Annotated in this window: 18 protein-coding genes and 7 pseudogenes; 13 read left to right on the top strand and 12 right to left on the bottom strand. The window is 65.8% G+C overall.

Going from position 1 to position 21,677, the window contains the following annotated elements:
• The first annotated feature begins 32 nt into the window (after positions 1-32).
• The 4 genes from LZP97_RS26210 to LZP97_RS26195 all read left to right on the top strand — a co-directional run bounded on the left by LZP97_RS26210 (position 33) and on the right by LZP97_RS26195 (position 3,435).
• Positions 33-215, top strand: a complete 183-nt coding sequence (locus LZP97_RS26210) for a hypothetical protein (protein WP_006936872.1) — start codon at positions 33-35, stop codon at positions 213-215.
• Positions 216-1,101: 886 nt separating this feature from the next.
• Positions 1,102-1,623, top strand: a complete 522-nt coding sequence (locus LZP97_RS26205) for a hypothetical protein (RefSeq protein ID WP_234575195.1) — start codon at positions 1,102-1,104, stop codon at positions 1,621-1,623.
• Between the two features lie 138 nt (positions 1,624-1,761).
• Complete coding sequence (locus LZP97_RS26200; RefSeq protein WP_234575193.1) at positions 1,762-2,076, top strand: hypothetical protein; 315 nt, start codon at positions 1,762-1,764, stop codon at positions 2,074-2,076.
• An 864-nt stretch (positions 2,077-2,940) separates the two neighbouring features.
• Positions 2,941-3,435, top strand: coding sequence for a hypothetical protein (locus LZP97_RS26195; RefSeq protein WP_234575192.1), 495 nt, complete (start codon positions 2,941-2,943; stop codon positions 3,433-3,435).
• Between the two features lie 540 nt (positions 3,436-3,975).
• On the opposite strand, the gene LZP97_RS26190 is transcribed toward LZP97_RS26195, so the two are convergent.
• From LZP97_RS26190 to LZP97_RS26175, 4 genes are all read right to left on the bottom strand, one after another.
• A complete protein-coding gene (locus LZP97_RS26190) occupies positions 3,976-4,320 on the bottom strand; it encodes a hypothetical protein (protein ID WP_234575190.1) in 345 nt (114 codons plus the stop codon).
• A gap of 90 nt (positions 4,321-4,410) precedes the next feature.
• The gene (locus tag LZP97_RS26185) at positions 4,411-4,986 is read right to left on the bottom strand and encodes a TniQ family protein (RefSeq protein WP_234575188.1); all 576 of its coding nucleotides are present in this window, start codon (positions 4,984-4,986) and stop codon (positions 4,411-4,413) included.
• The gene (locus LZP97_RS26180; protein ID WP_442792850.1) at positions 4,983-5,138 is read right to left on the bottom strand and encodes a hypothetical protein; all 156 of its coding nucleotides are present in this window, start codon (positions 5,136-5,138) and stop codon (positions 4,983-4,985) included. The genes LZP97_RS26185 and LZP97_RS26180 overlap by 4 nt, the downstream gene beginning before the upstream one ends.
• Positions 5,135-5,629: a TnsA-like heteromeric transposase endonuclease subunit gene (locus LZP97_RS26175; protein WP_442792851.1), complete on the bottom strand. Its 495-nt coding sequence runs from the start codon at positions 5,627-5,629 to the stop codon at positions 5,135-5,137. The genes LZP97_RS26180 and LZP97_RS26175 overlap by 4 nt, the downstream gene beginning before the upstream one ends.
• A 220-nt stretch (positions 5,630-5,849) precedes the next feature.
• Between LZP97_RS26175 and LZP97_RS26170 the strand changes: the two genes are divergently transcribed.
• Positions 5,850-6,707, top strand: coding sequence for a hypothetical protein (locus tag LZP97_RS26170; RefSeq protein WP_234575187.1), 858 nt, complete (start codon positions 5,850-5,852; stop codon positions 6,705-6,707).
• A 749-nt stretch (positions 6,708-7,456) separates the two neighbouring features.
• Positions 7,457-7,600 (top strand): annotated as a pseudogene (locus tag LZP97_RS27555) (GAF and ANTAR domain-containing protein); the annotation flags it as partial.
• Between the two features lie 616 nt (positions 7,601-8,216).
• Here LZP97_RS27555 and LZP97_RS26160 read toward each other — a convergent pair.
• A complete protein-coding gene (locus tag LZP97_RS26160; protein WP_185712635.1) occupies positions 8,217-8,582 on the bottom strand; it encodes an ArsR/SmtB family transcription factor in 366 nt (121 codons plus the stop codon).
• 3 nt (positions 8,583-8,585) lie between these two features.
• A pseudogene (locus tag LZP97_RS26155) lies at positions 8,586-9,826 on the bottom strand (MFS transporter).
• 230 nt (positions 9,827-10,056) lie between these two features.
• On the opposite strand from LZP97_RS26155, the pseudogene LZP97_RS26150 reads away from it, so the two are divergent.
• The 3 genes and pseudogenes from LZP97_RS26150 to LZP97_RS26140 all read left to right on the top strand — a co-directional run.
• Positions 10,057-10,287: pseudogene (locus LZP97_RS26150) on the top strand (hypothetical protein); the annotation flags it as partial.
• A gap of 273 nt (positions 10,288-10,560) precedes the next feature.
• Positions 10,561-10,704: pseudogene (locus LZP97_RS26145) on the top strand (heavy-metal-associated domain-containing protein); the annotation flags it as partial.
• Between the two features lie 124 nt (positions 10,705-10,828).
• Positions 10,829-12,249, top strand: a protein-coding gene (locus tag LZP97_RS26140) for an IS3 family transposase (RefSeq protein ID WP_234575247.1) whose coding sequence is annotated in 2 segments (ribosomal slippage) — positions 10,829-11,192 and positions 11,192-12,249 — 1,422 coding nt in all. Because the reading frame shifts where the segments join, the coding sequence is not laid out codon by codon here.
• Between the two features lie 48 nt (positions 12,250-12,297).
• Here the strand turns inward: LZP97_RS26140 and LZP97_RS26135 are convergent.
• Positions 12,298-12,525, bottom strand: a pseudogene (locus LZP97_RS26135) (IS30 family transposase); the annotation flags it as partial.
• A 722-nt stretch (positions 12,526-13,247) separates the two neighbouring features.
• Between LZP97_RS26135 and LZP97_RS26130 the strand changes: the two are divergent.
• Positions 13,248-13,607, top strand: a complete 360-nt coding sequence (locus LZP97_RS26130) for an ArsR/SmtB family transcription factor (RefSeq protein ID WP_185712639.1) — start codon at positions 13,248-13,250, stop codon at positions 13,605-13,607.
• Between the two features lie 149 nt (positions 13,608-13,756).
• On the opposite strand, the gene LZP97_RS26125 is transcribed toward LZP97_RS26130, so the two are convergent.
• From LZP97_RS26125 to nthB, 3 genes are read right to left on the bottom strand one after another with little or no spacing between them, the layout of a single operon-like run.
• The gene (locus tag LZP97_RS26125; RefSeq protein WP_044476167.1) at positions 13,757-14,071 is read right to left on the bottom strand and encodes a nitrile hydratase accessory protein; all 315 of its coding nucleotides are present in this window, start codon (positions 14,069-14,071) and stop codon (positions 13,757-13,759) included.
• A complete protein-coding gene (gene nthA / locus LZP97_RS26120) occupies positions 14,068-14,679 on the bottom strand; it encodes a nitrile hydratase subunit alpha (protein ID WP_006940500.1) in 612 nt (203 codons plus the stop codon). Before nthA ends, LZP97_RS26125 begins: the two co-directional genes overlap by 4 nt.
• A 13-nt stretch (positions 14,680-14,692) precedes the next feature.
• Positions 14,693-15,382: a nitrile hydratase subunit beta gene (gene nthB / locus LZP97_RS26115; protein ID WP_185712640.1), complete on the bottom strand. Its 690-nt coding sequence runs from the start codon at positions 15,380-15,382 to the stop codon at positions 14,693-14,695.
• A 1,175-nt stretch (positions 15,383-16,557) separates the two neighbouring features.
• Here nthB and LZP97_RS26110 point away from each other — a divergent pair.
• Positions 16,558-17,004 carry a MarR family transcriptional regulator gene (locus LZP97_RS26110; RefSeq protein WP_234575176.1) on the top strand — a complete coding sequence of 149 codons (447 nt, stop codon included), beginning with the start codon at positions 16,558-16,560 and terminating at the stop codon, positions 17,002-17,004.
• Positions 17,005-17,054: 50 nt separating this feature from the next.
• Here LZP97_RS26110 and LZP97_RS26105 read toward each other — a convergent pair.
• Positions 17,055-18,109, bottom strand: a pseudogene (locus tag LZP97_RS26105) (substrate-binding domain-containing protein).
• A 454-nt stretch (positions 18,110-18,563) separates the two neighbouring features.
• Positions 18,564-19,693: pseudogene (locus LZP97_RS26100) on the bottom strand (IS630 family transposase).
• 687 nt (positions 19,694-20,380) lie between these two features.
• Here LZP97_RS26100 and LZP97_RS26095 point away from each other — a divergent pair.
• Together LZP97_RS26095 and LZP97_RS26090 are read left to right on the top strand one after the other, a co-directional pair.
• Positions 20,381-21,094: an energy-coupling factor ABC transporter permease gene (locus LZP97_RS26095; protein WP_185712642.1), complete on the top strand. Its 714-nt coding sequence runs from the start codon at positions 20,381-20,383 to the stop codon at positions 21,092-21,094.
• Positions 21,081-21,437, top strand: coding sequence for an energy-coupling factor ABC transporter substrate-binding protein (locus tag LZP97_RS26090; protein ID WP_075288616.1), 357 nt, complete (start codon positions 21,081-21,083; stop codon positions 21,435-21,437). The genes LZP97_RS26095 and LZP97_RS26090 overlap by 14 nt, the downstream gene beginning before the upstream one ends.
• The last annotated feature ends 240 nt before the right edge of the window (positions 21,438-21,677 follow it).

Below are 21,677 nucleotides of genomic sequence, written 5' to 3'. Positions count from 1 at the left end.
GCGCTCGCCCCGGTCATGAGGGGGCGCCCGGCATGGAGACCGACGAACAGCTACACCAGTGGGCGTGGCAGCTGCGCCACGACGGCCACGACTGGAGCGAGGTCGCCACCGAACTCGGCTGCACCGAAGACCTCGCCCGCGCCATGGCCGACCGGCACCGCCGCGACACCGAGGCTCAGGCTCAGGCCGACCAATTCTCCCTGTTCGACCTGTAACCCATCCGCGACGCTTCTCCGGCCGCCGACGACGTCGGTACGCTTACCGTCGTTCGCGGTGGAATCGGTGGTCCCCGCCCCCACCGGAGAGGGCCGGATCCGCGTCGATGTAGAGAACGACACGCGTACCGCCCTCCGACCCGCCCGGCGGCGGTGTCCTCGGGCAGGACTCCACTCCGGCGTCCGCGGTAGCGGGCCGGGTGGCCCGAGGCCGCCTCCCGACACCGATTCGGGCGTTGTAGCGCTACAACGCGCGGTGCGGATGCCGCGCAGGCTTCGTGCGCCGCAGTCCGGTGCCGGCATCGTCCTCAGTGAGCTTGTCCCGGGGGTGAAAGGCCTTGCAGCTCAGTCTTACTCGGCGGGGACTGTCCTACCCCCGAGAGGACCTGCCGCCGGGCCGTCATCCGGTCGGCACCTTCCAGCGGTACCGGCACAGCGCAGGGGAGAGGGTCCACCGGCGCCGGCACATCGGCTGCCGCCCCGACTGCCGGGGGATACGGGGCCGGCCTGGCGGGTGCACACGGGAGATCAGCGACCGCGTTCTCGCTGCACGCACCGCCGGTGTTCGCGGACAGAGTGCCCCGGGCGGGCTTCGTGGTACGCCTGCGGCGCACACCGCATCGAGCTCCACTGCGCTCCGCCCTGCACAAGAGCCTTCTTTTCCCCTTCTGGCCGTCCGATGGTGACCGGCGGTCCGCTGCGCGCAACCCCTGGGCGCTGCGCGGCCTGACGGCCCGGAAAATTCTCCTCCGCTGCGCTCCGGCCAGATTTTTCCGTCCCAGAAGTTGCACTCCACGGCCCTCGTGCCGGTCCACATCCTCTCTGCCAGAAGGGCACAAGAACAGGCGGGCCACGCCTGGTTCTCACCTCCAGCAGGAAGGTCACCATGACCGCGCCGCAGACCCCGAACTTTCCGAGTTCGACCACCCGCACCACCATCATGATCGCCGGGCAGGACCAGCAGGTGCGCCTGGATGCGGTCAACGCGCTCACCGCGGCCGCGGCGGTGTTCGCCACCTTCGGGGCGGTGCGGATGGTCTTCACCGACCCCGCCGTCGCCCGTGGCCTGGTCACCGTGCTGCGCCGCCCCGCCACCGGCGGATTCCTCCTGGCACTGCCCGAGCAGTTCCTGCTGCGCCCGGACCGCTTCCCCGCCGACGAGCACCTGGTGACGGTGCACTGGTCCCAGGTGCCGCACTCCAAGGTCACCCCCGGTGGGGCGTTCGATCCGCAGCGGCGCCGGCACATCCACTGGGTCGACGTCGAGGCCGGGCCACTGATTTTCCGGTTCTTCGACAAGGTCGGACACGCCGCGTTCGTCGCCGAGCTCGCCCGCACCGTACAGGTGGCTCGGTCGGTGCTGCTCCCGGCGGACGAGAAGGCCCTCGCCCTCGACGGCCGCGGGTAGCGGCCGATAGTTGTCCACAGCGGGCCCGGTTGTCCACAGGCAGCCGGGCCCGCGCCGTTCTCCGCCCGGTGGTGGGCACCGGGGCGGGCACACTGGCCTCGCCCCACCGCGCCCCGCCGAAGGAACGAGGAACCGCTCATGCACACCTGGACCGTCACCTGCGATCCGGCCGACGCTGCGGACGCCGCCTGCGGCACCGCCGCCCTCGAACGCGACGCCGTGCTCGCCGGCGTCGCCGCGCTGCGCCGACTCGTGCACGCCACCCACCGGATCGGGGACCAGTCACCGTTCGTGACTTTGGTGATCGACGCCCGGCCCCGGATCGGGATCACGCTCGGGGAGGCCGGCCCGGACACGGTGCTCGAGTGGATCGACCACTATGAACACGACGCCTCGCTGGTGGCCGCGGTCGACGACAGCGTCCTGGCCCGCCTCCACCTTGAGGCGCGCTGACCCGCACCCCGCACCGCCGCCGAAGCGTGCCGGTGGCGATGGAGGGGTCGAGGTCGCCCCGCGTCGGAGAGGTTCACGACGATGTCGGCACCGGGTGGACGATCCCCAGAGTCCAGCGCTCCGGTGCGGCGGTACAGGGGTGTGGGGGTGCGCGGCGCACCCTGCTCCCGCCGGGGAGTGACCGACCAGGCACGAAGTCAAGCGCCCCACCTCGAGGGGAGGTGGGGCGCTCTGCTGCGGATCGGGTCCGGGAGCCGTGTGGCTACCGTCTACCGGTAGCAGTGCGGGATCTTGCGTTCGTCCAGGGAGCCCTTCGTGCCCAGGCCCATGGCCTTGCAGACCTGCGACCAGCTGTAGAACACCGACTTCTCCTTGGGCCAGAACCCCCGTACGCGGCGTACATGTACTTGCACGAGACGCCGCTGGCCTGGGCCACGGCGGTCTTATACCAGTGCTTCGGTGTGGTACCCGTTCTCGACGTCAGCTGCTGGGCCGGAGTTCGGTCGTAACAGAACTGGTAGTACTCGGGGATCGGCCCGGTCGGTGCGGCGTGCGCCGGCGCGGTCAGGGCGAGGTTGGCTCCGAAGAAGACCAACAGGGACGCTGTGAGTGCGACGAAGGTAAGCACCCGGAACGGAGTCGCCATCTTCCGTGTGGGCTCGGCATCCACTGCGGGAAAGCAGATTCGGTGTGGGCTCGCGGTTGCCGAGGTGGGATCGGTGGGCTGTGGGGTGCTCATGGCTCGACCTCTCTCATCGGGAAGCGGTGGCTTCTCGGGCGGGCCGCCCAGGGTGCTGGGCTTACTCTCAGTTTCAGTTCGCGGGGAGCCTCGATCGCCGTGCGGGACAGAAACGGGACACATGGATGGTGAGTCGTAGCGGTCCGTTCGCCGAGGACGAGCGTGAACTGGGGGCATGGATGAAGCGGTGCCGCGGCAGGCGGTCCCTTCGGGCGATCGAGGGGGAACTGAAGGGGACGGAGTTTCCGCTCACCAAGTCGACGCTCAATCGGTACGAGCACGGTAAGCAGTTGCCCTCGGTCCGGTACGCCGACGTGCTCGACCAGGTCTACGCGGCGGAGGGATGGTTGCTGTTGTCGATACACAGACTGTGGCGCTCGAGGTGGGATCCGTGGGCCGACGAGTGGCCGCAGCGCTATCACTCGTTCTCCTGGCCGGCCGATTACCGGGGGATGGTCTGGATGAAAGTCCTGCCCACCGACCGCGAGGAACAGGTTCACGTGTCGATAGACCTCGAATGGGGCCCGTGGGGCCGGGTCGTCGAATGTGTACTTCCCCCACCGGAATCGTTCTTCGGACTGGAAAAGCCCAGGATCGGGACGGCATCTCGCGCCCCTTGAATTTCTCGGCGGATCAGAAGGTGTTCGTTCTGTTCGGTGCCGGAGAGGAGGACCTGGCGGGGAGTCCGTGCTCGATATCCACCGAGGCTGGGAAATCCGCAACAGGGACGCCTCCCCAGGGGAGCGGTGGCACGGCCCCGACGATCCTGACGCGTGACGTGACATGTGGCGGTGACGGCGTCCCACCACCGGCGAGCGGTGGACGCAACCGGTAGGAGCCGGGGGCGCGGAACTGCGGACTGCCCACGCCCCCGGAGGCCTCGTCGAAGTAGCCGGGGGATGCGGGCAGGACGGGGCGTGGCGCGGTCGTCTGCGCGCATTCTGCTGAGGCCGCCCGGGCTGCGACATCATGCTCCCAGTCAGGGCCTCGACCCCCACGCCACCCGGTGATCCTGCCCGACCCAGGAGTCGAACCGTCGGCACCGAGGCATCCTCTCCCCGCCACATCCGGACTGTCGGTTCTCGGTTGATCTGGCGCGGCTGGTGGGGTTGACCTGGTTTCCGCCAGTTGGGGGTGGTGTTGTCGTCGGTCGGTGCTTCTCACTTGAAGTGGCGGATTGTCGGGAGGATGGGGTTGTGGAAGCGGGCTGTTCTCCAATGCCTCTCGCGGACTGCTCTGAATCGTCTGCGGTGCTCGATGATCCAGCTTTCGAGTGGATCGATCCGGTTGGGGCAGCACAGCAGGTCGCCGAATCGCGCGGGTTGTCCGAGGTGGCGAGCGATGCGGCGATAGAACTGGGTCACAGCATGGTCGTAGTCGGCCAGGGCGACATGGCGTCGCCATTCGAGGTCGCAGAGGATCTCGGCGAGCGGACGGCTTCGGGCATGACCAGCAGTGAGGTTGCGCTCGCGGATCGGGGCAGGGTGGCTGCCCGTCGGTCCCACCGGGTGTGCAGGTTTGCGAAGGTGTCGGTGGGGAAACGGGCGCGGGTGCGGTGCCAGTTGGTGACGATCCGGTTCGCGTGCCAGAGCTGTTCACGAACCCAGGCGAGGTCTTCGACAGTCGAGCACAGCCGGCCGAGTCGGCGGTCGGCGGTCGGCGGTGAGGATCTCGGCGTTTCCCGACAGGTCGATCTGGTCGGGGTGATCGCCGGTGGTCCCGACCCAGCGGCGGTGTCGCCGGCAGATGGACGGGGCCTCGTGGCCGCGGACGCGGACCTGAGGACGGCCGGGAATGCGGGCGATGCAGCAGTGGCAGTGGTCGCGGATGGCTGCGCTGCGGAAGGCACGGAGCGTCGGGTCGGTGTGCGGTAGTCGGTCGCCTCGGGAGGCCGACAGGCCGGGCAGTGCGTGACACAGCCAAGCGGCGGGCAGACCGGTGAAGGTTTCCAGCCGGGCGAGGGCGGGTGCGTTGAGAGTGACCTCGCTGTTGTGCACCATCGTCGCGGTGGGGCGGACGCCGAGGGGGTCGCCGAGGGCACGCAGCAGCGTGGTCGGCCGGGCCAGGGCGTTCGCGGCGGCGAGTCGGAAGACGTAGGACACCACGGTTTCCCCGCCGATCGGGCGGACTCGGACGGGCAGGAGGTGGGCGGGCTGTTGCCATAGCGTCATCGGCCGTTCCCGGGCCGGTGCGGCTGGAACTGGGCCACGGCGGCGCCGTCGAGCAGCGCGGCGTCGAGGTGGGCTTGGGTGATCGTCTCGGCGCCGTCGGTGATGGCGTCATTGGCGGCCTCGTAGATCAGGTGATCGAGACTGCCGATCATGCCGCCGGTGCGGGCGTGCAGGTAGTCGGCTCGCTCGAGGAGGGTTCCGGGGCGGTGCTGGTGCAGCCGCAGGGTCTGTCGCCGATCAGGTGCAGCGGACGCGAGTCCACCACCGCCACCGTCCCGTCGACCGACCGCACCAAAAAGTCCGGGGCGTGACGGCGCGGCGTGCCGCCCTCCGGCGTCCAGAGCAGCCACAACGGCTGCGACGCGACGCCGACCACGCACGCGTCGAAGTCCAACGCCACCAGATGATCCCGCTCGACCCACGACTCGAACCCGATCTGACGGCCCAGCGTCGCCGACCAGTACCACCCCGGGAAGTTCCGCTGCCCCCGATACGACGGGAACGAGCGCACCGGCCGGACCAGCTCGTCGACCACCTCCGGCACCCGCCGCCACGGCACCCGCCGCTCGACACCGCTCTCGCCCGCGAACACCGCCTCGAACCCGTCGGCGGAGCACCCGAGCCCCTCTGCATGACCCAGCACCGAGGCATCATCTCCGCCACCTCAGTGAGAAACGCGCCACCACGCCGCCAGATAGGTGAGAAACACGCCAGATCCGGTGAGAACCGACAACAACAAATGCGCCACCCGAGTGTCGACTCGCCACCCGCTCACCGTTTCGTACGTATCATGTTACGTACTAAACGATACGGTTGACGGTAGTCCCGGGTGACGACCGGACACCAGCGGAAGGGGTGGCGTCATGACCGAGGGCAGCAGGGGAGGGCGGCGCCGCGAGTACGCCTCGGACGCGGACCGGGTCCGGGCCTGGCGGCAACGGCAGAAGGAGCGGGCCCGCGCCGAGCGGCTCGCCGCGGCCGCCCCCACCGATCCGGTCGCGGCGGTGTCCACCCTGGCCGAGGCGGTGCCGCTGCTGCGGCAGGAGACTCAGGCCGCCCTCGCACGCCTCACGGAGGTGGCCGCGTCGATCACCGCGGCCACCGCGCTGCTGGCCGACCCGGCCGCGCTCGACGCGCATCTGCGCCGGGTCCACGCCGACGCCGACAAGGTCCGCGCCGACGCCGGCGCCGAGATCGCCCGCCTGCGGGAGGAACTCGACACCGCCCGCGACGAGCGCGCCGACGCCGAGGCGGCCGCGGCCGCCGCGCTCGCGCAGGCCGACGACGCCGCCGCGCAGCTGACTGCGGCCCGCCGCGAGCACGCGAGTGAACTCGACCGGCTGCGCGCCGACCACGCCACCGCGGTCGAGGCGGTCCAGGCCCGGGCCGCCGACAGCGACGCGGCGCACCGACGGCGGATCACCGACCTCGAGACCCTCGTCGAACAGCAGCGCGACCGGCTCGCGCAGCTGCGTGCCGCCGCCGAGCAGGGCGCCGTCACCGTCGGCCGGCTCGACGCCGACCTGGCCGCGGCCCGCGCCGAGACCGCCGCCGAGCGGGAGCGCACCGAGGCCGTGCGCGCCGACCTCGCCGCCGCCCGCGCCGAGACCGCCGCGGCCCGGGCTCAGGTCGATGCCGCCCGCGACCGCGCCGACGAGCTGCGCGCCGAACTGCGCGAGGTGCGCGCCGCGGCAGCATCGGACCCGAACGAGCGGGGATGACCCGCCGAGACCCCGAGGAGCGAGCCGAATTCCGGTGCGTCCCCTGGCGTCGCGCCCCTGACGGCCGCCCCACCGGTGCCGGCAGGAGGATCGTGGTGCGGAGCCGGGTCGCGCCCCGGGCGGGAGTGATCGTCCGCCCGACCTGGCGGGAGCCGAGCCGAAAAGCCCGCCGTGACACGGGCCCCTGCACGCGTGGCGTGCATGCCATGCACGCCATCGGATACCGGGCGGGACGGAAAGCTATAAAATACCGAATACTCCTCTCTGTCGCAACACGTCCCTCCCCGACCGATCACGGGTGTGAACCGCGCCCGCACCGGACCGGCGGGCTCCCGGCAAGGGTGCGACGAGGGCTGCGGCGGAACATTTCCGAAAAGTGTGGTTGCCGTGAGGTTTGCGCACCCGTTCACACCGGGCGGCTCCCGCTGCCGGGACTCTCAGGGGTCATCGCGGCGCGCTCGCACTGGTGGCCCGCCCGGCCTCATCCTCCGGCGGGCGCCGTCGCGATGGCGGCGCCGCCGGCTACGCTGCTGAGCCGGCCGCGCCTGACCGCGCCGCCGCTTTCCGGATGCGGCCGACCCCGGCTGATGGGGCAGTACCCCTGGCGGCGCCGGCAACCGACCCGCCCGGCCGGTCGAGGGTGTCCGTGCCGCCATGGGGTGATGGTCACCGAGCACCCCGGCGGCGAGCGGGGAGTGGAGTCGTTCGAGCGGCGCCTGCGGCAGGCGCTCGAACACACCGCCCGGCAGATGCGTGACGAGCATGCCAGCCTCGAGCGCACCCTCGAGGTGATCACCCGGGCCGCGGTCGAGCTGATTCCCGGGGTCGAGCACGCCGGCATCACCCTGGTCACCCGCGGTGCCCGTTTCGAGTCGCGGGCGGCGACCTCGGAGCTCGTTGGTCGTCCACACCGTGTGGCGGACCGGGTCGTAGGCCAACCCGTCGGGATATTTCCCGGTCGGCGCGGTGAACACGACGTCACCGGTGTCCTCGTCGAAGGCGACCAGCTGGTTGCGTCCGGTGGCGGTGGCATACACGCGGTGTTCGTCCGGTACGACGAGCACTCCGTGCACGTCGGGAACATCGGCGAGGGTGCGGACGACCTGGTGAGTGTGCACGTCGACCTCGATGATCTCACCGGCGCCCATGTGGGCGAGGAACAGCAGTCCGCGTCCGGCATCGAGGCTGGTGTAGTCGAACCGCACCGGTCCGCCGGTCAACTGCACCTGCGCGACCTGCCGCAGCGGCAAATCGCCCGTCTGCAGGGACTCGGAGGACGGGGTAGACGAGCATCCGCCGGCCAGGGCGACCATGAGCCCCGCCAGTGTCACGAGGTTTCGCTTGGGCCGCATCTCCACCTCCGGAGCCGATGCGCCCGTGGCTGCAACACTGCGCGTGCGCAGGTACCTCGACGGTGGCCCCGTGGGGTGGCACGAGCGGGAAGAGGTAGGGGCGCCGACCGCAGCGCCGACCGGACCGGGTACGGAGTCGACCGGATGAGAGCGGGGTCTATTCGTGCGGGGGCTCGCCGGTGACGACGTGGTCGGCGTGGTTCATTCCCTCGCGGACCAGGCGGGCGAGGTGACCGTCGCGGATGCGGTAGACGACGTGGCGGCCGTCCTTGCGGGTCTCGACCAGTCCGGTGAAGCGCAGCTTGGCCAGATGCTGGCTGACGGCGGTGCGGGAGGCCGCACACGCTTCGGTCAGGGCGGTGACGTCGGCCTCGCCCTGGGTGAGCAGCCACAGGATGTACAGGCGGGTGGGGTCGGCGAGCATCCGGAACGTGGACGTCGCCGCGTCGAGCCGCTGCGGATCGGGCGTGACCGGGTGGGTCAGGCTTGCCGGCTCGTGCGCCGAGTCGGGGACCGGCTTCATCGCTCACACCCTTTCTGCCGGCACCGCTTCGATCTGTCGGGGCTGCGTCGGCCAGACCCGCCCGGCAACCAGTCCTGCGAGTGTAGCGAGCACGGTGAGCAGGACCGCCGCGCTCGGCTGTCCTGCCGTGGCCCCGACCCAGCCGGCGATCGTGTAGGTGACGAAGAAACAGGCATGTGAGAGGGAGAACTGGGCGGTGAACACCGCGGCCCGATTCGCCGGCTCGGAGGCAGAGCGCAGCAGCCGGGCGGAGGGGGTGTTGATCAGGGAGGTGCCCGCACCCAACGCCAGCCAGATCACGGCGAGTGCGACCCATCCGATACTGCGGCCGGGATCGGCCACCAGCAGCGCCGCGGTGGCCGCCAGCCCGATCGGCACGAGGACGGCTCCGGTGAGCATCACCCGCCGGTCCGGGATCCGGTCGAGCATCCGCGGCAACGTGAGCGCCACCAGCATCGAACCTGCGCCGTAGAGGCCGAGCGCGACCGCGACCCCGGTGTTCGAATCGCCCAGGAGGTCGTGGACGTAGACGACGGTGTTGACCAGCACCAGGCCGGTCGCCGACGCGACCACCAGGTTCAGGGCGAGCAGTCCGCGCAGCGTCGGCCGGGCAGACATCACCCGGGAGCCGAGCGTGATCCGGTGCACCAGTGGCACCGAACGATCCGCCGGAGCGATCACCGGAAGCGCCGTGGCCACCACCAGCGACGCCGAGATCACGAACCCGACCATGGTGCCGAGGAACAGGTAGTTGTATGTCATCACTACCAGCAGCGCGGCCGCCAGGACCGGGCTCAGCAGCGATTCGAGATCGTAGGCCAGCCGCGAGAGTGACAATCCGCGGGTGTAGTCCTCCTCGTCGACCAGCACCGAGGGGATCACCGACTGGAATGCCGGGGTGAACGTCGCCGACGCCGACTGCAGCGCGAAGATCAGCACATAGATCTGCCACGGCTGATCCACGAACGGCAGCATCGGCGCGATGGCCGCCCGCACCACGTCCGCCCCCACCAACAGCGCCCGCCGCGGCACCCGATCGGTCACCGCCGAGATCACCGGTGCCACCAGCACGTAGGCGACCATCTTGAGGGCCAACGCCGTTCCCAGCACCACGCCGGCTCGTGCGCCGCCAGGTCGTACGCCAACAGTCCGAGCGCCACGGTCAGCAGGCCGGTGCCGACCAGGGCGACGACCTGCGCAGCGAACAGACGTCGGAACGTTCGGTTCCGCAGAATTTCGAGCACCCGAGGACCTCCTGCACCGTGGGGCTACCCACCCACCATAGCGCATATGTGCGCACTTAAGCACATGTAGGTGATCGGCCCTGCGGATCGATCACGCTCCCGGCAAAGGCGGGTCGCGTCCGCGATCGACCACCCCGGTGCCGTGGGAGCAGGAACAGGCACGACAGGCGCTGAACGCCCTACGGGACGGCACCGACATATTCGACGTCACCGTCGCCGGGATGGCCGACCAGGTGGGCTCGGCACTCGGGCTCGCAGCGACAACGGCGGTGGCCGCAGCCTACGGCGCTGACCGGCTCGGTGACCTGCCGGCGCTCACCGACGGCTTTTCCGCAGCATTCCTGGGCGCGGGCGCAATCGCAATCGCACTCCTCGGCGCAATCGCCGCGCTCGTCACGATGAAGGCCCCCGCGCGCGAGGACACCCTGCGCTTGGAGGAGCCCGCTTCCACCACCAACTGACCAGAAGCGTGCTCCGGCGCGCGACTCCTCGCCCGCCGGAGTACGCCGAAGATCTCGAAATGTGGACTTTCGGGGGTCGCGACAGTGCGGTATCCGTCGAACAGCAAGTGATCGAAGTGGTGCGCACGAAGGTCGGCCGTTCACCCTCGCTCTGACACCCGCCTCGGGCCAGGACTCGCATCCGGTACCGGCACCCACCCTCCAGTATATACGCCCCGGGGGTATACCTTGGATCTGTAGGTACCCCGGAGGGGTATAAATGAGGAGGAGACCATGACCGAGAACGAGTACCGGGTGACAGGGATGACCTGCAGCCACTGCGAGATGTCGATCCGCGAAGAAGTCGGCGAGATCGTCGGTATCGAGGACATTCGAGTCAGCGCGAAAACCGGCATACTGCTCGTCACCAGCCCCGGCGAAACCCTGCGTGTCAGCATGAGTTGAGTCCACTGGTTCACAGCAACCCCGCCTGCAGGGCGAGATACGGATCAACCCAACGATGACGATGTCCACCCCTACAGCGGTCGAGGACAATGACCGCATGGTCTCCACTCACCCCCGAGCCGACGGACCCCGCCGGCGCGTGTTCAGCCCCGCCGACAAGCTCTCCCACCTGGACGCGTACGAACAGGCCTGCGAGACGAACGAAGGCGGGGCATACCTGCGCCGTGAAGGCCTGTACTCGTCGCTGATCAGCGAGTGGCGCAAACAACGCGACGCCGGCGTGCTCGACGGCAAGCAACCCGGCACGAAGATCGGCAAACTCACCGCCGAGCAGGCCGAGATCGCCCGACTCAAGCAGGAGCTCGCCCGCGCAAACAAGAGACTGACCACCACCGAGGCCGCACTGGACATCATGGGAAAAGCTCACGCTCTCTTGGAATCTCTCTCCGAGAGAGCGGATTTCGACGACAAGCCGAACAAGCGCTGACCGTAGCGTGGACCGAGCTGGCCGAAGCTGGGGTGTCGACGAGGACGGCCAGCACGCTGACCGGTGTGGTGCGTTCGACCGCAGTCCGGCGGCGCACCGCAGCCTCCGCGCCGACACTCGACGTCGCCCACGGGCCCGCGACCGAGCCGGCGAACAAACTCACCGCCCTCGAGCGGCAGCAGATCCTCGATGTGCTCAATAGTGATCGGTTCGTCGATCAGGCTCCGCTCGAGGTGTATGCGCAACTGCTCGACGAGGGCATCTACCTGTGTTCGGTGTCCACGATGTACCGCGTGTTGCGCGAGAATGCGCAGGTCAGCGAGCGTCGCCGGCTCGCGAGGCATCCGGCGAGGACCTGCCCGGAGTTGGTCGCGACCGCGCCGCGGCAGGTGTACTCGTGGGACATCACGAAGCTTGCCGGGCCGGAGAAGGGCCGCTACTTCGATGCGTACGTGATGATCGACATCTACTCGCGGTACATCGTCGGAGTCCATGTTCACGCTCACGAATCGGGTCTGCTGGCGCGGGAGTTGATGGAGCAGATCTTCGCCGTACACGGGATTCCGCAGGTCGTGCACGCTGACCGTGGTACGTCGATGACCAGCAAGTCCGTCGCCACGTTGCTGGCTGATCTCGAGGTCACCCGTTCGCATTCGCGGCCGCGGGTCTCGAACGACAACCCGTACTCCGAATCGATGTTCAAAACCCTCAAGTACGGGCATCGTTTCCCCGAACGGTTCGGATCCCTCAGTCAAGCAAGGGAATTCATGATCGAGTTCACCGACTGGTACAACCACGAGCACCGCCACACCGGAATCGGGTTGCACACGCCCGCCGACGTCCACTTCGGCCTGGCCGCCGGCAAGTCCGCAGAACGCCGGCGGGTACTCGATACCGCCCGCGCCCAGCATCCACACCGCTTCGGCACCGCGGCGGCGCCGAAGATCCTCGACCTACCCGACACCGTCTACATCAACCGGCCAGCCGACCATCCCGAGACCACAGTGGAGGACGAAACGGCAGCCGCCTGACACCCACTGGACTCAAACTGCTTGACACATTCCGTCCTCGGCGGTTCAGCGGGACAGATCGGTTCCCTTCGGGAAGTACTGGCGCAACAGACCATTCGCGTTCTCGTTCGTCGGCCGTTGCCAGGGTGAGTGCGGGTCGGCGAAGAACACTCTCGTGCCGGTATCGAGGGCGAACTGGGCATGACCGGACAGTTCCTTCCCCCGGTCCCAGGTCAGGGTCTTGCGGAGCTGTTCGGAAAGGGTGGTCATCGAGGTCGTCAGCGCGGCGTTCAAGGCCGAGTTGATCTTCCTCGACGGTCCCTGGGCCGCCGGGAGGACGTCGAAGCGGCCACCGCGCAATGGGCGCATTGGTTCAATACCGAACGGGTCCACGGCATGCTCGACTATCGCACTCCGGCCGAGATCGAGGCCGCCTACTACGCGCAAACGCCGGCCGCCTCCGCGGCCTGAGAATTGAACACACGCTCAGCCTCAACAAAACTCGGGACTTGACACCCACTGATATCGCCCCTGACTGCCCGTCAGAGGCGGTTCCGGGTGCCGATGCCACGGACCGGGCACGGCGAGGCCAGGATGGATGAAGACGCAGATATCACTTGTCTTTTCGGTCGCGAGGACGGAATGCAGCTTCACCGGTGAGGGTTCTGATGACAGTTGCGAGGTCGGTATCGGTTAGACAATCTTGATCTTCTACCGGGTGAAAATGGTTGATCCGGTTCTCTCGTTCTGGGCGGGGCGAGCGGTTAGACACGTGTTCTCCTTCGTTTCCGAGCAGGGTTGCGTGGTCACCGCGCGAAAACTGGTGGCGGGTGCCTGTTCCTGCAGGCTGGGTGCGTACTGCCGTTATTCACGTTCAGGTTGGCGGGCAGGCGCGCTGCGCCTATCGGTGTCGATCCGCCAGGGGCCTATCCACCGGCATTGCGGCAGGAAGGAGTTTGAAGCCAACGCATGCAAGAGTGTTGAGATTTATATGTGTAGAGGTGTGATTGAATTGGTGCATGGGACACGGTATGCGGGTTCGTTCAGCGACCCCGGTGGTCGCTTTGGACCCGGCTGCGGCGGCAACAGTCGCGGAGACTTTGCAGGCATTGGCGTCACCGAATCGACTGTTGATGCTGGCCAGGTTGCGGCAAGGACCATGCGGAGTCACCGAGCTCGCCGAGGCTGTCGGTATGGAACAACCTGCGGTTTCTCACCAGCTCCGCCTGTTGCGAGCGCTGCGGTTGGTGATCGGCGAACGCAGTGGCCGTAGCGTGGTGTACAGCCTCTACGACTCGCATGTCGCGTCGTTGTTGGACGAAGCGGTATACCATATCGAACACCTCAGGCTCGGTGCACCGGAGTCCCACTTGCCATAAACGCCTACAGCGTCACCGCGTTACCTTCCGCGAGTTCAGTACTCACCGAGCCAAATTTGGAACCACCGTCATGACGTGCGGGCGTACCCCGTCGGCTCAGACCCGTCGGGGTACGCCCGCACTGCTGCTGGATGGAAACGCTGGGAATGTCAGTCGATGATGGCCATCGATTCCATGCGCTCGCGGATCTCATCTTCGCTGATCAGCCCCGAATCGACCACGCTGGCCTCGAGCGCCTTTGTCCAGCTCTCGTAGTATGCCTCGCAACCGTTGGCCTCAGCGATCGAGTGAATGAGACGCTGCCGGAAGAACTCCCATTCGTACGACTTCTGATCCGAAAGCGCGATGGCGACCCCGAATGCCGTTGCTTCCCAAGGCTCGGTGAATACAAGCTCGCCATTGTCGCGGGGCGGTGCGGCGGTCCCAGTCGCCGGGAGCCGATCAGTGAGTGTGTCTTCACTCATACGATCACTTCCTGCGGTGTGAGCGCATTACTGACACCGATCATCGAGTCCCGACTCACCAGCTTCGCCAGCTCGTCCTCGGACCAACCGTCGGTGCCGGCCGGCCGTTCCGGGATGACGATGTAGCGGATTTCGGAGCTGCTGTCCCAAACCCTGACCTCCACCTCATCGGGGATGTCGAACCCGAAATCGCGCTTGAGTACTCCACGAGGGTCTGCTACCACTCGGGACCGGTACTCCATGCTCTTGTACCAGGCGGGCGGGAGGCCAAGCACCGGCCACGGATAGCACGAACACAGAGTGCACACCACTACGTGATGTGTTTGGGAGTCGTTGAAGACGGCCGAGATCTGGTGTGCCTGCTCGCCGGCATAGCCCAATGACGCCATCGCGGCCGTCGCGTCTTCTTCGAGCCACTTGCGGTACTCAGGGTCCACCCAGGACTTGGCCACGACCTTGGCACCGCCCATCGGGCCGATCTCGTTCTCGTAGTACGAAACGACTCGGTCGACCGCGGCGGGCGTGATGAGCCCTCGCTCGTACAGCAAGGTTTCGATTGCCTTGGTACGTGCCTCGTACTCCGTGTACTTATTGACGTGCTCGCTCACTATCGTATTCCTTTCACGCAGAGATCAGGTACGGTTCCCAGAGATCGACGCACACTACGTCTTTCCCGTTTCCGTCGTCGCCCCACAGTTCCTGGGCGGAAAACGCGACCGTGTAGAGCGGGCGGGGATCGTCGCCGAGGCCGGCGGAGCTGCTCTCGGGATAGATCTGGCACCCGTGGGAGGTGACGATTTCCCCGATTCTGTTCCGCACATATTTCGGGCACCGTGTGTGTCCCAGCGGGTTCATGTTCTTCACTTTGACCTTGTCACCCAGGGAGAAACTCGGCTCCGCTCCTGGAAGCACTAGGGAGTGGGGCTCGTGAAGCCTCTCGATCGCCTTCTCGATCTCGGCCGGATCGAACTTCCGCGACGGGTTCCTGTCCGTGTACCGACCCTCGAGGATCTCCTGCACGCGGTGCTTTCGCTCTTCTTCGGTGATGATCTTGTCGGCGACGAGGATACGTTCCGCCGCACTCAGCCAGTGGGTGTAGTACGAGTTGCGAATCTCGTTGACGTAGTTTTCGTTCCCCATCGACTCCCGGAAGAACCGCGACTTGTCCCACCACGACATGCCCTTGAGATGCATCCAGGTCAGAATCGACAGGGTTCGACCCTCCCACTCGTAGTGGAAGAAGGGCTCGTCCTTCTGATAGGGGACCGGTCCGTATCCGGTCATGCCGCCTGTGTCGTGGATACCATCCATTTCCTCATTCCTTTCATCGGAGCTGGGCTCAAAGAGGGTCCAGCTGGCTTCTACTCGTAGGGAGAAGGTGTCAAATGTTCCGGCAACGGAATGGCGATATCAGTTGGCTTGAATGAATCCTTCACAGCACAACAATCATTGAACGGCGTCACAATGTGTCCGGATTGACTGTACCGGCCGGTTCTCGTTCGAAAAGAGAAGGGGCGCATGGATACCATCCCTGCGTTCGGGCGCTCTCCCGCACACTACGGGGACGTGATTCGGTTCTGGAAGTAACAAGATTGAATCGCTTGCGCTGAATCTTGAGGCGTTGCCAGGACACGCATCGGTCCGGGAGGCTAAGTTCCCTCCGGGTGTCTGCGTCTCCGATCTCTCGGCTCCCACCCTTCGATGTTCGAGCTGCAGACTTCGCCTGCCGCCCTACGTGACAATTTTTACTTCACATCGGAACGGATGTCAATGTGTAGATGTGTTAATCCTGCGCATCCCAAAACAGGATGAAGACTCCGGCGATCGCATGATGCCTATGGTTGGCTCCGCATGCTCGTAGCAACCGTGGTCGTCCAACGGCGGCGGCAGGGGATCAGCATTGTCAGACGTCGTAGTGTTGCCGCGGTCGCAGTCCGGGCCGATGCGCAGAGCACGAAGAAGGGTGCGCTCGGTGACGTGCGGCACCGACCTCGACAAGTGGTCCGCGACGAGCGCCCTCGCAGGCGTTGGCGCCGAGTCAAAGCCCCTAGGAGGGGAGGGAACCGCCACGACTGTTGGCTGTCACGGCTGGGCTGCGGATTTCCGGGACAGGACGCCGGCGGCCTTCGTCTCAGGTGCTCGACTGCCGCTAGGTGTTCGTGACCGCGGCTGCCTTCCGGCCGAGGATGCGTAGGTCCCGCCGTGGGCGACGTCCGCCATGGCGATCCGCGCCAACTGAAGAGCCGTGAGGGCCGCTCGGGCGTTCACAGCAGTTGCCAGAGACGGCAGGCAGGGACGACGCCGGTTCCGGTCTTCGGCGTAGGCGGGAGGAGGGGTGGGTGGGTTGCACATCCGACTAGCGCCCAGGCATCGTCCACTCACGTGTAGGATCGACTCCAAGTACTTCCACTTGAAATAATTTGTTCAGTGGATATCCTCTTGATGAGGAGGTAAGATCAACTGCGCGTGGACGGGGAGGGACAGGAATGATCGAGTCGGAAGCGGTGGCTGAATCCGGAAATGTCGTTCGATCACCTTTGGTCGGAGGCGCCCTGGAAGCCGTGAGCCGGTCCCTGAGTCGTAAAATCCATAACGTGGTCGATCAAGAGAAGTTGACCGCGGACCAGTGGTACGTATTGGACATCATCGTCCGCAACGATGGTATCGCGATGACCGAGATCGCTCGATTCCTGGGCTCACCTGCGCCGACAACGACGAAGCATGTGGATCGCCTGGTCACCACGGCGCTGGCGTTCCGCCTTCCTGATCACGCCGATCGCAGGAAAGTACTGGTCCATGCTTCGAAGCGCGGCGGTTCTGCTCACAGTCGGTTGCTCCCACTCGTGCAGCAGGTCGAGGACGAGTTCATGGATGAACTCGCGATTCCCGATCGGCAGGTCCTGCGCACGGTATTGGAAACGTGGTTCGAGTAACGCACTTTCATCTGTGTGCCTCGACATCGCTCGAAACGCATCAACGCAACTCACACATGGGAAACCTGCGCTAAAATGTCGAACTCTACTCCGTCAGCCCGCGCGATGTACATGTCCTGAGCGAGATGGCGACCGTCGAAGCGGACATGGCCTCTAGGGCTGTCGTAGTCGAGGGTACGGTCTGCGTGATAGCTCAGAGACATCGGGTCGAGATCGCCGGCCCGGTCTGCAAGAGTGGCCAACAGTCGAATGCCCTCGTAGCACGACTCTCCAGGCGAAGTGATCGGCGGGGCGGTCGGGCCGAAGTGCTTGATGTACCTGGATTCGAAATCCATGCTGTGCCCGGTGACCAGGCACTCGAAGAACCCCGACACCGAGTAGAGTCCGTGCGCGGCGTGTGCGCCGCTTGCCAACAGCATGTTCTCGTCCATCAGCGGACTGAGTCTGACGATGTCGCGGTGCAGCCCTTTCCGTGAAAAAGACCGGTTGAACTGTACTGCGTCCTGGCCGAGGAGGAGGACGAGAACGCCATCGGCCCCGACATCTCAATTGCCTCGAGCGTTGAAGTGAAGTCGGATGTGCCTAGTGACAAGAACTCGCACGACGCCAGTCGAACGTCGCTGCGGCCTCGACTCGGTCGCTGGTTCGACGCCAGGAATTCGCGAATGACCGAGACAGTCTTTCGAGGCCAAACGTAGTCACTGCCAATGACATACCACTTACGCACGCCGATCTCAGTCATCCATTCCAGGGCAGGAAGAATCTGATTCGTCGGTACCTCTCCCGTCATGAACACGCCGTCGGAGTTCTCGCCGCCCTCGTAGACTGCGGTGTAGACATACGGAATACGTCCGCCGATGGCGCTCACGATGCGTCGACGAACAGCAGACGTGTGCCACCCGACTACGGCGTCCAATTCCCGACGTTTCGTCTGGTCGGCGATGCATGCTGCTACGGCGGACGGGTCCGCGCCCCCGTCAACGAAGACCGGCGTAACCTCTCGGCCCAGGATTCCGCCGCCCGCGTTGAGCTCATCGATGGCGTACTCGGCGCTCGCCTGGCATGACGGACCGAAAATGCCGGACGGTCCACTCTGAGGTAGCACCAAGCCCAGGTTCAGTCGGCCAAGGGGCACAGCGGTCTCCTTGCGGGGATCTAGGCAACATGCTCCCTGGAGTATGAACCCGTTCACATTGCTCTGTCCATGACCGGGTGTTTCGCGACGGTTAACGTGTGCGCGATCGACGGCCTCAACCAAGTCATGGAGGGGGAGAACCGCACATTCGTGTCGTTCGAAACGGCGGACCGATCGGCCGCACGGTCCCAACCTGCTGTGAAGCCTGGGATCTCTTGAGCGAGCGGTCGGGCGAGTGTGTCGAAGCCGTAGATCGTGCAGGTGCGCGCCGGATAGGGGCCAAAGAGGGCCTCGCCCCAGGGCCGGCGGGTCACGTCGTTATCGGTCTCACGGGGAATCGACGTTCACGGGCATTCCCGTCGGCCAGTGACTCTGCGCTCGGTAACGTAGCCGCACGTGAAGCCTGGAGACACCTAGTGCCGCATCACGCAACGTTTGCCCTGTCGATGATCTCGCGCAGCCGCCGATCCTCGGCGTGCTTGTTCCGCCAGATGATGTAGCGCCGAATCATCGACGACTGCTCCCGATGACTACCGTGATCGGTGCCGTCGAGCGCGAAATACCGCAACGCGGTGAACTGCGCCTCGATGCGGTTCAACCACGAACTGTTCGTCGGGGTGTACGCGAACTCGACGTTGTTCGCCCGGGCCCACTCGGCGACCCGCCGGCACTTGCGCGTGGTCAGATGGGGTGAGAAGTTGTCGCACACGATCGCGAGCCGGACCTCGGCCGGGTACAGGCCGCGCAGATACCGGCAGAACTCGAGGAACTTCGTGCGGTTCTTCGTCGTCTTGACGTGCCCGTACAGCCTGTCCTTGCCCAGGTCGTACGCGGCGAACAAATGACGCACTCCGTGCGGTCGGGTGTAGGTCGCCCGCCGCCGACGGCGCGGCTCGCGGTCCGGGTCCTTGTGCTTGCCGCCACGCTCGGCCCACTGCCGGCCCGGATGTGGCTGCAAGTTCAAGGGCCCGAACTCGTCGAGGCAGAAGATCGCCTGTGGCTCATCGGGATCGGGCACGACCTCGCCATCAGCGATGGCGTACAGGTGCTCGACGCGAGCCTTCTTGGCCGCGTAGTCCGGGTCCTTGGACCGTTTCCACGTCTTCACTTTTGAAACGAGACACCCTCCTCTCGGAGCAGCACGCGCAGACCCTCGTGGCTGATGTCGTCGACCCCCTCGGCGACCAGGAACTCGGCGAGTTTGGTCAGGCTCCAGGTCGAGAACGGCAGATCGTGCTCGACGGGGGTGGACTTGGCGATCTTCTTGATCTCGCGGCGTTCGGGCAGGGTGAACTTCTTCGGTCGGCCGCCGGCGTATTTCGGGTAGAGCGAGTCGAATCCGTCGGTGTTGAAGTTGTGGATCACGTCGCGAACCCGGTCGGCGCTGGTGAAGCTGACTTCGGCGATCCTAGGTACCGGCATGCCTTGGGCGGAGAGCAGGATCATCTGGGCGCGACGCCAGGTCACCACCGATCCGGTGCCGCGGCGGATGATCCGGACCAGCCGTTTACCTTCGTCGTCGTCGAGTTCTCGCACTCGTACTCGTTCTGCCACCTATCCAGGCTGACCGACGCCGTGGTCAACACACCGCAACCGGGCGGCGTGTCGACCCCAACAGGGCAAAGGTTCACGGGCGCGGCACTAGGGCTTGGGAAATTCCGCCGGAGGTGCACCAGCTGGGCAACCACAGCACGATTCTCCGTGTCCGTGCCAAACCCACATTCAGTCAGCTGGTCGTACGGGTTCATCTCTCTGAAAATTGCGTTCTGTAACTAATGTTCGCTGTGCACGCCTTCGGGCCTGGGACCCATGTCGGGCTACCGTCGGGGGAGGACTCGCACGACCCTGCCTGTTCGGCGCGTTACAAGAATCTTACGAAAATCTACTTCACAATGACAGTATCTGGTCTACCCTGAGAGCACACAACCTCACAGCCGTGCGTGTACCACCGGCGACGGACGGGCGAGTCGGCTCCGTACGGCGGTCTGTCTCAAGGGATGTGCAGGTATGAACTACGAGCCGCCTACGTGGCGGTGGCACGAACCGAGGCATGGGAAGGGGTTTGCCACTGATGCACGATCGACGCCGACGCAGGAACAGCCCCACACCGAGCAGCGGCGGTCATAGATTCGCAAGGTTGTAGACGTTCAATCGGACAGTCCACGTTTAGCGCCGTTCGCCCCCTGGTCGGCCTCTTGGGAGCGCGAGTTCTCAGATTCCGCTGGAAAGGAGCTTGCCAGTATGCATATCGCAGAAGGATTCTTACCGCCACTTCAAGCGGCGGCCTGGACGGTGGCGGCCGCGCCCTTCGTTGTTCATGGCGCGACCGCGGTGGTGCGCCAGGTACGTGAACGACCTGAGACGCGACTGCTATTGGGCGCTGCAGGAGCATTCACATTCGTACTATCGGCGATCAAACTGCCGTCGGTGACAGGTACCTCGAGTCATCCAACCGGGACCGGTCTCGGAGCAGTGCTGTTCCGCCCTCCGGTGATGGCTTTTCTGGGGACCGTAGTCCTTCTCTTTCAGGCACTTCTTCTAGCGCATGGTGGCCTTACAACCCTCGGAGCTAATGCCTTCTCCATGGCGATCGTCGGTCCATGGGTGGGGTACGCCGCCTGGCGAGGGCTACGATTACTCAACGCGCCAGTAGCTGTGGGCATATTCGCCGCGATGTTCTGCGCCGATCTCGCCACCTATTGCACGACCTCGGTCCAGTTGGCAGTAGCATTCCCCGATGCGACAAGCGGGATCCTGGGCTCGCTGGTGAAGTTCCTCTCGGTATTCGCGATCACGCAGATTCCGCTCGCTGTCATCGAGGGACTGCTCGGAGTTCTGGTATTCCGCACGCTGCGCCACATCGCCGGTCCGGAGCTTGCAAGCCTGAGAGTGCTGACACGTCGTGCCCGGCGCGGAGCAGAGGCCCGGACGGAGGATAGCTATGTCGCGTCATAAGTCTGCACTCACGAGCGCATCATTGGTAATCGCGATCGCTGTAATATTCTACGCATCGATATGGATGAACCGGGATCAAGCAGCGGACTCGAGCTTCGTCGGCAGCGACACAGCCGCTACGGAGTACATCGAAGAAAACAACCCCGAATACCGTCCCTGGTTCGCACCGGTCTTCACACCGACATCAGGAGAGATCGAATCGGGTCTCTTTGCATTGCAGGCCGCGCTCGGTGCAGGAGTGTTTGGATTCGCTCTGGGCGCACTTTGGCAGCGGCGACGAGCCGAGTCAGGATCGCGTTCGACGACGCCGGTCCCGGCGGCCGCCGCAGAGCCTGAAGATTGACATGGGACGGGGGTGTCCCCGCCGAAGGGAGCGCAATGGCCTCGAGTGCAGCAGGAATCGACACTGTCGCATGGCGAAGTCCCTGGCGGCAAAAATCGGTAGCGGAGAAGGCAGCGCTCTACGGCGGTGTCACGGTTCTGGCGTTGACGTTGCCGCCCTGGCCGACGATCCCGCTGCTGCTGTCGGTATGCCTAATAACCTCCAAACCGGCTGGTATCCGATTAGGGCATATGCTCCGCT

Origin of the sequence: Rhodococcus sp. DMF-1, from assembly GCF_021441945.1 — a bacterium.
Lineage (GTDB): Bacteria > Actinomycetota > Actinomycetes > Mycobacteriales > Mycobacteriaceae > Rhodococcus > Rhodococcus ruber.
Note: the sequence above shows the minus strand (reverse complement) of the source record. Positions and strands in the feature narration are given on the sequence as shown.